Origin of the sequence: Phenylobacterium sp., from assembly GCF_030645195.1 — a bacterium.
GTDB lineage: Bacteria > Pseudomonadota > Alphaproteobacteria > Caulobacterales > Caulobacteraceae > Phenylobacterium.
On sequence record NZ_JAUSLW010000104.1, the window covers coordinates 1 to 10,407 of the forward strand.

14 protein-coding genes are annotated in these 10,407 nt (G+C 69.6%); 10 read left to right on the forward strand and 4 right to left on the reverse strand.

The window, feature by feature from the left end:
• Together Q7T09_RS09200 and grpE are read left to right on the forward strand one after the other, a co-directional pair.
• Positions 1–666 (forward strand): heat-inducible transcriptional repressor HrcA (locus Q7T09_RS09200; protein ID WP_304699307.1); only part of this gene is annotated, 666 nt, incomplete at its 5' end.
• Between the two features lie 2 nt (positions 667–668).
• Positions 669–1,289 carry a nucleotide exchange factor GrpE gene (gene grpE, locus Q7T09_RS09205; protein ID WP_304699308.1) on the forward strand — a complete coding sequence of 207 codons (621 nt, stop codon included), beginning with the start codon at positions 669–671 and terminating at the stop codon, positions 1,287–1,289.
• Positions 1,290–1,433: 144 nt separating this feature from the next.
• Here the strand turns inward: grpE and tesB are convergent, their stop codons facing one another.
• Positions 1,434–2,303, reverse strand: a complete 870-nt coding sequence (gene tesB / locus Q7T09_RS09210) for an acyl-CoA thioesterase II (protein WP_304699309.1) — start codon at positions 2,301–2,303, stop codon at positions 1,434–1,436.
• Between the two features lie 106 nt (positions 2,304–2,409).
• Here tesB and trmD point away from each other — a divergent pair, with 106 nt between their 5' ends.
• Both trmD and rplS read left to right on the forward strand, forming a co-directional pair.
• Complete coding sequence (gene trmD / locus Q7T09_RS09215) at positions 2,410–3,120, forward strand: tRNA (guanosine(37)-N1)-methyltransferase TrmD (protein ID WP_304699310.1); 711 nt, start codon at positions 2,410–2,412, stop codon at positions 3,118–3,120.
• Between the two features lie 24 nt (positions 3,121–3,144).
• The gene (gene rplS, locus Q7T09_RS09220; RefSeq protein WP_304699311.1) at positions 3,145–3,552 is read left to right on the forward strand and encodes a 50S ribosomal protein L19; all 408 of its coding nucleotides are present in this window, start codon (positions 3,145–3,147) and stop codon (positions 3,550–3,552) included.
• A gap of 68 nt (positions 3,553–3,620) precedes the next feature.
• On the opposite strand, the gene Q7T09_RS09225 is transcribed toward rplS, so the two are convergent.
• From Q7T09_RS09225 to Q7T09_RS09235, 3 genes are read right to left on the reverse strand one after another with little or no spacing between them, the layout of a single operon-like run.
• The gene (locus tag Q7T09_RS09225) at positions 3,621–4,091 is read right to left on the reverse strand and encodes a GFA family protein (protein ID WP_304699312.1); all 471 of its coding nucleotides are present in this window, start codon (positions 4,089–4,091) and stop codon (positions 3,621–3,623) included.
• Entirely contained in the window at positions 4,088–4,483 is a 396-nt protein-coding gene (locus tag Q7T09_RS09230; protein WP_304699313.1) for a GFA family protein, read from the reverse strand. Before Q7T09_RS09230 ends, Q7T09_RS09225 begins: the two co-directional genes overlap by 4 nt.
• Positions 4,480–5,376, reverse strand: a complete 897-nt coding sequence (locus Q7T09_RS09235) for a LysR family transcriptional regulator (protein WP_304699314.1) — start codon at positions 5,374–5,376, stop codon at positions 4,480–4,482. Before Q7T09_RS09235 ends, Q7T09_RS09230 begins: the two co-directional genes overlap by 4 nt.
• 88 nt (positions 5,377–5,464) lie before the next feature.
• Here Q7T09_RS09235 and Q7T09_RS09240 point away from each other — a divergent pair, with 88 nt between their 5' ends.
• From Q7T09_RS09240 to Q7T09_RS09265, 6 genes are all read left to right on the forward strand, one after another.
• Positions 5,465–6,454, forward strand: a complete 990-nt coding sequence (locus tag Q7T09_RS09240; protein ID WP_304699315.1) for an NAD-dependent epimerase/dehydratase family protein — start codon at positions 5,465–5,467, stop codon at positions 6,452–6,454.
• A gap of 79 nt (positions 6,455–6,533) precedes the next feature.
• Positions 6,534–7,961, forward strand: coding sequence for a 3-isopropylmalate dehydratase large subunit (gene leuC / locus Q7T09_RS09245; RefSeq protein ID WP_304699316.1), 1,428 nt, complete (start codon positions 6,534–6,536; stop codon positions 7,959–7,961).
• Complete coding sequence (locus Q7T09_RS09250; RefSeq protein ID WP_304699317.1) at positions 7,958–8,824, forward strand: VOC family protein; 867 nt, start codon at positions 7,958–7,960, stop codon at positions 8,822–8,824. The genes leuC and Q7T09_RS09250 overlap by 4 nt, the downstream gene beginning before the upstream one ends.
• On the forward strand, positions 8,825–9,436 hold the full coding sequence (leuD, locus tag Q7T09_RS09255) for a 3-isopropylmalate dehydratase small subunit (RefSeq protein ID WP_304699318.1): 612 nt from the start codon (positions 8,825–8,827) through the stop codon (positions 9,434–9,436). It abuts the gene before it with no gap.
• The gene (locus tag Q7T09_RS09260; protein WP_304699319.1) at positions 9,433–9,735 is read left to right on the forward strand and encodes a putative quinol monooxygenase; all 303 of its coding nucleotides are present in this window, start codon (positions 9,433–9,435) and stop codon (positions 9,733–9,735) included. The genes leuD and Q7T09_RS09260 overlap by 4 nt, the downstream gene beginning before the upstream one ends.
• Before the next feature lie 21 nt (positions 9,736–9,756).
• The coding region (locus tag Q7T09_RS09265) for an isocitrate/isopropylmalate family dehydrogenase (protein WP_304699320.1) at positions 9,757–10,407 on the forward strand (651 nt) is incomplete at its 3' end.

Below are 10,407 nucleotides of genomic sequence, written 5' to 3' on the forward strand. Positions count from 1 at the left end.
ACCCCGGTGCGCGACGCCGGGGTCAAGCACGTGGAGTTCGTCTCGCTCTCGGCCGACCAGGCGCTCGCCGTCATGGTCTTCGACGACGGGGCGGTGGAGAACCGGCTGATGTCGCTGGCCGCAGGCGTCACCCCCAGCGCCCTGCAGGAGGCCTCGAACTTCCTCAACACCCGCCTGCGGGGCAAGACCCTTGTGGAGGCCGGCCGCGAGATGCGCACCGAGCTGGAGGCCGCGCGCCGCCAGCTCAACGAGACCGCCGCCCGCCTGGTGGAGGACGGCCTGGCCGCCTGGGGCGGGGGCGAGGTGGCCGAGCGGGCCCTGATCGTGCGGGGCCGCGGCAATCTCCTGGCCGACCCGGAGACCCTGGAGGATCTCGAACGCGTTAGAATGCTGTTCGATGATCTGGAGCAAAAGGAACAGCTCATCGGTCTGCTAGACGGGGTCAACGAGGCCCAGGGCGTGCGCATCTTCATCGGGGCCGAAACGCGGCTGTTTTCGCTTTCGGGTTCCGCCGTGATCGCCGCGCCCTATATGACGGGCCAACAGAAGGTGCTGGGCGCGATCGGCGTGATCGGTCCGGCCCGGCTCAACTATGCCCGGGTCATCCCGCTGGTGGACTATACCGCCCGCGTGCTGTCCCAGGTCCGAGAACGCGTGAAGGATTGAATATGTCCGACGATCAAACGCCGGCCGACGAACTCAACGAATTCGCCGATGCGGCGGTGGACCAGATCGAGGCCCTGAAGGCCGAGATCCAGGGCCTGAAGGAACAGGTGCTGCGCTACGCCGCCGAGGCTGAGAACACCCGGCGGCGCGCCGAGCGCGAGGCCAATGACGCGCGCGCCTACGCCATCCAGAAGTTCGGCAAGGACCTGCTGGGCGCGGCCGACAACCTGGCCCGCGCCTTGGCCGCCGCCCCCGCCGACAGCGCCGACGGGGTGGTGAAGACCTTCGTGGTGGGCGTGGAGATGACCGCAAAGTCGCTGCAGTCCGCCTTCGAGAGCAATGGCCTCAAGAAGATCGAGCCCGACAAGGGAACCAAGTTCGACCCCCACCAGCACCAGGCGATGATGGAGCAGCTCTCCACCGAGGTGGCCGGCGGCGGCGTCATCCAGGTGCTGCAGCCGGGCTATGAGCTGCTGGGCCGGCTGATCCGCCCGGCCATGGTGGTGGTGGCCGCCAAGGGCTCCACCGGACCGTCCCCGGGCGGCGAGCCGACGGGCGCGGCCAATCCCTATGCCGCCCACGGCGACGACGACGCCGGCGGGGCGGTGGATACGAAGGCCTGACCCAACTGATCGTCATCCCCGGGCTTGTCCCGGGGACCCATGATCACCGTCGCGCCGCAAGGGTGCGAGCGGGGACGTCTGGCCTATTCTGAATCTCGGAGATCATGGGTGGCCGGGACAAGCCCGGCCAGGACGATCCTGGAATTAAGCCTTCGCCTCGGGCTTGCGCATGCGGATCAGGCCCTCCTGGGTGACCGAGGCCACCAGGTCGCCCTTGCGGTCGAAGATCGAGCCGCGCACGAAGCCGCGGCCGCCGGACGCCGAGGGGCTGTCCTGATGGTAGAGGTGCCACTCGTTGAAGTTGGACGGCTTGTGGAACCACATGGCGTGGTCGAGGCTGGCCGACTGCAGGCCAGGCGTCTGCCATTCCACCCGGTGGGGCCGCATGGCGGTCGAGAGCATGTTCATGTCCGACGCATAGGCCAGGATCACCTGGTGCATGTGCGGATCTGAGCCGATCGGGGCGCGGCAGCGGAACCAGACACTGTTCTCGGCGGGCTTGGGGCCCGTATTGAAGAACGGGTTGCCGTCGACGGCGCGCATCTCGATGGGGCGCGGGCGCGACATCATCTTGCGCATCTCCGGCGGGGCCTTCTCCAGCATCTTCTTCTGCTGCTCGGCCTCGCTGGGCAGGTCGTCGGGGCCGGGCACGTCGGGCATCGGCGCCTGGTGCTCGAAGCCCTCCTCCACCACCTGGAAGGAGGCGGCCAGGTTGAAGATCTGCTTGCCAGTCTGGATGGCCACCACCCGGCGGGTGGTGAAGGTGCCGCCGTCGCGGGAGCGGTCGACGTCGAAGACGATGGGGATCTGCGGATCGCCCGGGCGGATGAAGTAGCAATGCAGGGAGTGGCAGACCCGGTCCTCGACCGTCTCATAGGCCGCCAGCAGCGACTGGCCGATCACCTGGCCGCCGAAGATCCGGCCAGGACCCATGGACGGACTGACGCCCCGGAACAGGTTCAGTTCCAGACGTTCCAGCGACAGGGTCTCGATCAGGCTCTCGGGCGTGTCCATATCGGTCTCGAAATATGCTGCAAGTGCGAAAGGCGACGGATTAGGCCCATAGGGCCGCTCGGGCAAGGCGGTAGAAATCCCCGCCCGCATGGTCCAAAAGCCGCAGATGTCCTTCGACGCCACCGTGCTGACCATGTTTCCCGAGGCCTTTCCGGGCCCGCTCGGCGTCTCGCTGATCGGCACGGCCTGGCGCGAGCAGGGGCTGTGGACCCTGGAAACGGTGGACATTCGCCAGTTTTCCAAGGATAAGCGCGGCTTCCTCGACGACACCCCCGCGGGTGGCGGTCCGGGACAGGTGATGCGAGCGGACGTCATCGCCTCCGCGCTGGACAGCGTGGAGCGGCGAGGGCGGCCGCTTTTATATATGAGCGCCCGGGGCAAGCCCCTGACCCAGGCGCGAGTCAAGGAGTGGGCGGTGGGTCCGGGACTGATCGTCCTGGCCGGCCGGTTCGAGGGGGTGGACCAGAGGGTGCTCGACGCCCGAGGGTTCGAGGAGGTCGCCGTCGGCGACGCAGTGCTCGCCGGTGGCGAGGCCGCGGCGCTGGTCACGATCGAGGCGTGCGTACGGCTGGTCCCGGGTGTGTTGGGGCAGGCCGAGAGCTTGAGTGAAGAGAGCTTCGAGGACGGGCTTCTCGAGCATCCGCAATATACGCGACCGCGGACGTTCGAAGGCCTGGATATCCCCGAGGTGCTGCTGAGCGGCCATCACGCCCTGGTGCGGAAATGGCGGGCTGAGCAGCGTGAAGAGACGACGCGGAAGCAGCGCCCGGACTTGTGGGCGCGGCGAACCGCCAATCAACAGCCAAAGGGCGATTAAGCCCGAAGACCCAAGGACGAAACGATGAACATCATCCAGCAGCTCGAAGACGAAGAGCGCAAGCGCCTCCTCGCCACCCGCACCATCCCGGACTTCCAGGCCGGCGACACCCTGCGCGTGAACGTGAAGATCAAGGAAGGCGAGCGCGAGCGCGTTCAGGCCTATGAAGGCGTCTGCATCGCCCGTCAGGGCGGCGGCATCAACGAGAGCTTCACCGTTCGCAAGATCTCCTTCGGCGAAGGCGTGGAGCGGGTGTTCCCGACCCACTCGCCGATGATCGAATCCATCGAGGTGAAGCGTCGCGGCGTCGTCCGTCGCGCCAAGCTCTATTATCTGCGCGACCGTCGCGGGAAGTCGGCCCGGATCGCCGAACGCTCCTACACCGGCGGCGCCAAGGCCGCCGAAGCGGCTCCGGAAGCCGCCGAGGACTAAGGTCTTCGAGCGCACCTACGAGTTTCAAGCGGCGGCCCTGGCGACGGGGCCGCCGTTTTCGTTGGAGCCTAGCCCTCGACCCACGCCTTCCAGGCCTGCATCACCGGCACGAAATCGGTTGGCTGCGTCTCGTACTGCAGGACGTCCTCGTCGAAGGTCACCCAGGGCTGGGCGCTGGACACCCAGAAGGCCGAGACGGGCCGCAGCCAGCTCGTGTCGTCCAGGGTGCCCGGTCGGATGGTCACGGAATGCGGGCCGCCCGGCGGCTCGGTGAAGACCCGCGTCCCGCAGTCGGGGCAGAAGCGCTGCGGGATCACCGTCCCGGACGCGGCCTTGCGCAACCAGGTCGCGGGCTCACCCTGGGTGATCTCGAAGTCCTTGCGCAACACCGGCATGGCCATGGAAAAGGCGCTGGCCGTCAGCGTCTGGCAGTCGGCGCAATGGCAGGTATAGACCGCGATCGGCGGGGCGCGGAGCTCATAGCGGATCGCCCCGCAGGCGCAGCCGCCCGCAATCGGAAAGTGGGGCAGCCGGCTCATGCGGGGGGCCGTTCCGGATACTGTGGCAGGCCGTCGTCCAGCTCCAGCCAGGCCCGCTTAGTGCTCGTGAAGATGTGCATGTCGGGGACGAGCGCATCGGGATCGTCCAGGGTCGGCAGGCTGATGGCGATCCGGGCCGGGGCGTCGTTGGGCTGAGCGAACACCAGGGTCCCGCAGCGGGCGCAGGAGCGGCGCATCACCCGTTCGGAGGTGGGATAGTCCAGGGTCTCCCCCGACCAGGTGATGTCATCGGCGGCGAACATGGCGTGGGCGAAGAAGGGGGCGCTGGCAGACCTCTGGCACAGGGTGCAGTGGCAGGCCCGCACATTGAGCGGCGTCCCGGTCGCCTCATAGCGCACCTGGCCGCAGAGACATCCGCCCGTCCAGCTCATCGCCCCTCGGCCAGATAGCCGCCGAGTCCCGCCACCAGATGGTCGAACATCAGCCGCATGCGGCGGCTGCCCTTCAGGTTCTCGTGCATGGCGATCCAGCATTCCATCTGGAAGGAGAAGGCGTTGGAGAGCACCGGGACCAGGCCGTCACGGCGGGCGATCTGGTGCTGGACGCCGCCGATCCCCATGCCGGCTCGGATCGCCGAGACCTGGGCGGCGTCATCGTCGGTGCGGAAGTGGAAGATGTCGCGGGTGATGGGGCGCGGGAAGTCGATCCCCGAAAGGGCCTCCAGGGGCGGCCGCTCGCGGTCGAAGCCGATGATGGTGTGGTTCTCCAGGTCCTCAAGGCTCTCCGGCACGCCTCGGCGGTCGAGATAGGCCTGGGTGGCGTAGAAGCCGACCCCGAGCATACCCACCTTGCGGGCCACCAGGGCGCCCTGGGTGGGCCTGGCCATGCGCACGGCGATGTCGGCGTCGCGGCGCGACAGGTCCTCCACCTTGTTGGAGAGCACCAGCTCGATCTGGATGTTGGGGTGCAGCTCCATGAAACCGGCCAGGATGCGCGGCAGGACCTCGACCCCGACGATCAGGCTGGCGGCGATCCGCACCGAGCCGGTCTCGCTGTCGGCCGACCCCGAGGCGTCGCGCAGGGCGGCGGCGGCGGCGGCGTGCATCTCCTCCAGGTGGGTCTTGAGGCTGACGGCCAGGTCGGTGGGGGTCAGGCCGCGGGGGCTGCGCAGGAAGAGCGGGGCGCCCAGCTGCTGCTCCAGGGCCTCGATGTGGCGGCCGATGGTGGGCTGGGTCAGGCCGCGGGCCCGCGAGGCCGCCGACAGGCTGCCGGCCTGCAGCACGGCGTGGAGGCTCTGATAGAGGTCCCAGGTCGGATCGCTCATGCGCTTATGAATAGCTGAGTCACGGATATCCGCAATTTCGTTTGAGCTCCCCGCCCCTGATCCTGGCCACTTACCAGGAGATGGCGTGATGGCGGCGACAGACAAGACCGGCGGGAAAACCGCCCTGGTGATCGGGGCCACCGGCTCGGTGGGCGGCGAGGTGGCCGCGGCCCTGCTGGCGCGGGGCTGGCGGGTGCGCGGCCTGCACCGCGACCCCGTCCAGGCGGCCCGCGCGGCGGTGGGTCTTGCGCGCATCGAATGGGTCAAGGGCGACGCCATGTCCGCCGCCGACGTCCTGGCCGCGGCCCAGGGAGTCCAGGCCATCGTCCACGGCGCCAATCCGCCCGGATACAAGGACTGGGCGGGGCTGGCGGTCCCGATGCTGGAGGCTGCCATCGCCGCGGCCAAGGCGACGGGCGCGCGGATCGTCTTTCCCGGCAATGTCTACAACTACGGCCCCGACGCCTTCCCCCGGATGGCCGAGGATGCGCCGCAGAACCCCAGCACCCGCAAGGGCGCGATCCGGGTGGCCATGGAGCGTCGGCTGGCCGAGGCCGGGGTGCGGACCATCGTGGTGCGGGCCGGCGATTTCTTCGGCCCCATCAGCGGCAGCTCCTGGCTCACCGAGGGCCTGGTGGCCAAGGACCGGCCGCTGAGGTCGGTCAGCTATCCGGGGCCGCGGGGGATCGCCCACGCCTGGGCCTACCTGCCCGACCTCGCCCAGACCATGGTGCGGCTGCTGGAGATGGAGGCCGAGCTGCCCGACTTCGCCGTCTATCACCACGCCGGCCACGTCCTGACCGGGGACGAGATGATCGCGGCCCTGGAGCGGGTGGCCGGGCGCCGGCTGGCGGTGAAGGCCTTCCCCTGGCTGGCCCTGCGGGCGCTCGCCCCCTTCGTGGAGATGCTCCGCGAGATGGTGGAGATGCGTTATCTCTGGCGCGAGACCGTGCTGCTGGACAACGCCAGGCTGGTGAAAACCCTCGGCGCCGAACCCCACACCCCGCTGGAAACCGCCCTACGCGACGCCCTGAAAGGTCAAGGTTGCCCCCCGGAGGCCAAAAAGACCGCCGCCTGAGGCATGAACGTGCGTGGCGGCCGGAGAAATCGTCGCCCCGCGCTGGACTTACGCCCCCCTCCGACCCTACATGCCGCCCATGTCCGGCAAGACCCTTTATGACAAGATCTGGGACGCCCACGTCGTTGCGGAGCAAGACGGCGAGGCCATCCTCTATATCGACCTGCACCTGATCCACGAGGTGACGACGCCCCAGGCCTTCGCCGGCCTGCGCGCCGCCGGCCGCCCCGTGCGCCGCCCCGACCGCACGCTCGCGGTGGCCGACCACAATGTGCCCACCCAGGGCCAGGAGCTCGGCGTCGGCGCGGTGGCCGACGAGGAGGCGCGGCTGCAGCTCCAGACCCTGGAGCGCAACGTCAAGGACAACCGCATCGAGTTCTTCCCCATGGGGGATATCCGCAACGGCATCGTCCACGTGGTGGGGCCGGAGCAGGGCCGCACCCAGCCGGGCATGACCATCGTCTGCGGCGACAGCCATACCTCCACCCACGGCGCCTTCGGGGCTCTGGCCCAGGGGATCGGGACCTCCGAGGTCGAGCATGTGCTGGCGACCCAGACCCTGCGCCAGAAGAAGTCCAAGAACCTGCGGGTGACGGTGAACGGGACCCCGGGTCCCGGGGTCGGCGCCAAGGACTTCGCCCTGGCCATCGTCGGCGCCATCGGGACGGCGGGCGGCACCGGCTCGGTGATCGAGTATGCCGGGGAGGCGATCGCCGGCCTGTCCATGGAAGGCCGCATGACCCTGTGCAACCTGGCGATCGAGGCCGGGGCGCGGGCCGGCCTGGTGGCGCCCGATCAGAAGACCTTCGACTATATGATGGGCCGCCCGGCCGCGCCCAAGGGCGCGTCCTGGGAGATGGCTCTGGCCCACTGGAAGACCTTCCAGTCCGACCCCGACGCGGTGTTCGACCGCGAGGTGGTGCTGGACGCCGCCGACATCGCCCCCACCGTCACCTGGGGCACCAGCCCTGAGGACGTGATCCCGGTCACCGGAAACGTGCCGGCCCCCGAGAGCTTCGCCACCCCCGACAAGCGCGCCTCGGCCGAACGGGCCCTGGACTATATGGGCCTCACCGCCGGCCAGCCGATCGCCGATGCCAAGATCGACGTGGTCTTCATCGGGTCCTGCACCAACAGCCGCATCGAGGACCTGCGGTCCGCCGCCCAGGTGGTGCAGCACGCCTTCCTGAACGGCCGCCTGGTGGCCCCCCACGTGCGGGCCATGGTGGTTCCGGGCTCGGGCCTCGTGAAGGAACAGGCCGAGGAGGAAGGGCTGGACGCCATCTTCAAGGCTGGGGGCTTCGACTGGCGCGAGCCGGGCTGCTCGATGTGCCTGGGGATGAACCCCGACCGCCTGGCGCCGGGGGAACGCTGCGCCTCGACCTCCAACCGCAACTTCGAGGGCCGCCAGGGCCGCGGCGGCCGCACCCACCTGATGAGCCCGGCGATGGCCGCGGCCGCCGCCATCGCCGGCCACATCGTCGACGTCCGCGAGTTCCTGCCGTGATCACGGGCCTGGATCACATCGCGCTGGCGGTGAACGATCTGGAGGCCGCGGTGGCCGGCTACCGCGCCCTGCTGGGCCGCGAGCCCAACTGGATCGGCGGCGACGGCGGGGCCCGCCACGCCTGGTTCCAGCTGCCCAACATGGCGCTGGACGTCATCACCCCGCACGGCGAGGGCGCCTTCGGCGACACGATCCGCCGGCACCTGGCCGAGCACGGCGAGGGGATCTGGGCCATCGCCTTCACGGTCGACAACGCTCAGGCCGCCCAGAAACTGGCCGAGCGCCGTGGCCTGCGCGGCAGCGTCCCCGGCCCCACCCGCTCGACCCACGACGACGGCCGCAAGCGCTATTGGACCACCAGCGCCCTGAACGCCGCCGACACCGGCGGCTTGAACATCCTGCTGGTGGACCCGCCCCGCAGCGGCGAGCCCTGGCCCTTGTCGGAACCCGTGGACGGCGAGGCCTCGGCGGTGAGCGAGCTGGACCACGTGGTGATCAACACCGCCAATCCCGACCGGGCGCTGGCCATCTACGGCGCCAAGCTGGGCCTCGACCTGCGCCTGGACCGGTCCAACGACCAGTGGGGCGTGCGCCAGCTGTTCTTCCGCTGCGGCTCGGCGGTGGTGGAGATGGGCGCTAGCCTCAAGACCCCGGTGAGCGACGCCCCCGATCGCTTCGGCGGCCTGGCCTGGCGGGTGACCGACGCCGACGCCGCCCGGGCCCGCATCGCCGCCGCCGGCTTCGACGTCTCCGAGGTGCGGACCGGCCGCAAGCCCGGCACCAAGGTCTTCACCCTGCGCGCCGGCGTCCCCGCCGCCCCGGCCCTCCTCATCCAGCAGAACGCCGAAACCGAGACCGCCTAGATGAAAGCCTTCACCAAGCTCGACGCGCGCATGGCGCCGCTGGCCATGGCCAATATCGACACCGACCAGATCATCCCCAAGCAGTTCCTGAAGACCGTCGAGCGCGAGGGCCTGGGCAAGGGGCTGTTCTACGACTTCCGCTTCGACGAGCAGGGCCGCGAGAAGCCCGACTTCGTGCTCAACCGCCCGGAGTACAAGGGCGCGGGCGTCCTGGTGGCGGGCGACAATTTCGGCTGCGGGTCGAGCCGCGAGCATGCGCCCTGGGCCCTGCTGGACTTCGGGATCAGCTGCGTGATCTCGTCGTCCTTCGCCGACATCTTCTACAACAACTGTTTCCAGAACGGCCTGCTGCCGGTGGTCCTGAAGCCCGAGGAGGTCCAGGCCCTGATGGAGGAGGCCAAGGGGGGCAACCACCTGGTGACCGTCGACCTGGAGGCCCAGACCGTGGTCGCCCCCTCCGGCGCGGCCTTCAGCTTCCAGATCGACCCCCAGCGCAAGGCCAAGATGCTGCAGGGCCTGGACGCCATCGGCGAGACCCTGACGGCGGCCAAGGACATCGACGTCTACGAGACCAAGCGCGCCCTGTCGGAGCCCTGGCTGGAGGGCGCATGACCCTGATCATCGCCGGCACGGTTCGCGTGCCGCCGGAGAACCTGGAGCGCTTCAAGCCGCATATGCTGGCCATGCTGGCGGCCAGCCGGGCCGAGGACGGGTGCCTAGAATATGCCTACGCCCAGGACGTGGCCGATCCAGGCCTGATCCGGGTGTTCGAGGCCTGGCGCGACCAGGCCTGCCTCGACGCGCACTTCCAGACGCCGCACATGGCGGCGTGGCGCAGCCAATGGCCCCAGTTCGGGGTTGGCGACCGCCGGCTCTTCGCCTACGAGACCGCCTCGCAACGCGCGCTCTAGGCCCCTTCCAAGGTTCCTCCCATGACCGATCTCCTCCTCCTGCCGGGCGACGGCATCGGGCCCGAAGTGACCGCCCAGGTGCGCCGGGTGGCGCAGGCGCTGGCGCCGGAGCTTGCGATCGAGGAGCGGCTGTTCGGGGGCGCGAGCTATGACGCTCACGGGACCCCGCTCACCGATGAGGCCCTGGCGACGGCCAAGGCGTCGCGCGCGGTGCTGATGGGCGCGGTCGGCGGTCCGCAGTGGGCCGGCGCGCCCCGCGACAAGCGGCCGGAGGCCGGCCTGCTGGCCCTGCGCGCCGGCATGGAGGTGTTCGCCAACCTGCGCCCGGCCCTGTGCTTCCAGCCGCTCGCCGACGCCTCCAGCCTCAAGCGCGAGGTGGTGGAGGGCCTGGACTTCATGATCGTCCGCGAGCTCACCGGCGGCATCTATTTCGGCAGCCCCCGTTTCATCGAGGACCTGCCCGGCGGCGGCAAGCGCGCCGTCGACACCCAGGTCTACACCACCGCCGAGATCGAGCGGGTGGCGCGCGTGGCCTTCGAACTGGCCCGTGGCCGCCGCAACAAGGTGACCTCGGCCGAGAAGTCCAATGTCATGGATAGCGGCCTGCTCTGGCGCCAGGTGGTCACCGAGTTGCACGCCCGCGACTATGCCGATGTCGAGCTGGAGCACATC

Coding starts and splice junctions, on each gene's coding strand:
- grpE (WP_304699308.1), top strand. CDS start 669: ATGTCCGACGATCAAACGCCGGCCGACGAACTCAACGAATTCGCCGAT.
- tesB (WP_304699309.1), bottom strand. CDS start 2,303: ATGGACACGCCCGAGAGCCTGATCGAGACCCTGTCGCTGGAACGTCTG.
- trmD (WP_304699310.1), top strand. CDS start 2,410: ATGTCCTTCGACGCCACCGTGCTGACCATGTTTCCCGAGGCCTTTCCG.
- rplS (WP_304699311.1), top strand. CDS start 3,145: ATGAACATCATCCAGCAGCTCGAAGACGAAGAGCGCAAGCGCCTCCTC.
- Q7T09_RS09225 (WP_304699312.1), bottom strand. CDS start 4,091: ATGAGCCGGCTGCCCCACTTTCCGATTGCGGGCGGCTGCGCCTGCGGG.
- Q7T09_RS09230 (WP_304699313.1), bottom strand. CDS start 4,483: ATGAGCTGGACGGGCGGATGTCTCTGCGGCCAGGTGCGCTATGAGGCG.
- Q7T09_RS09235 (WP_304699314.1), bottom strand. CDS start 5,376: ATGAGCGATCCGACCTGGGACCTCTATCAGAGCCTCCACGCCGTGCTG.
- Q7T09_RS09240 (WP_304699315.1), top strand. CDS start 5,465: ATGGCGGCGACAGACAAGACCGGCGGGAAAACCGCCCTGGTGATCGGG.
- leuC (WP_304699316.1), top strand. CDS start 6,534: ATGTCCGGCAAGACCCTTTATGACAAGATCTGGGACGCCCACGTCGTT.
- leuD (WP_304699318.1), top strand. CDS start 8,825: ATGAAAGCCTTCACCAAGCTCGACGCGCGCATGGCGCCGCTGGCCATG.
- Q7T09_RS09260 (WP_304699319.1), top strand. CDS start 9,433: ATGACCCTGATCATCGCCGGCACGGTTCGCGTGCCGCCGGAGAACCTG.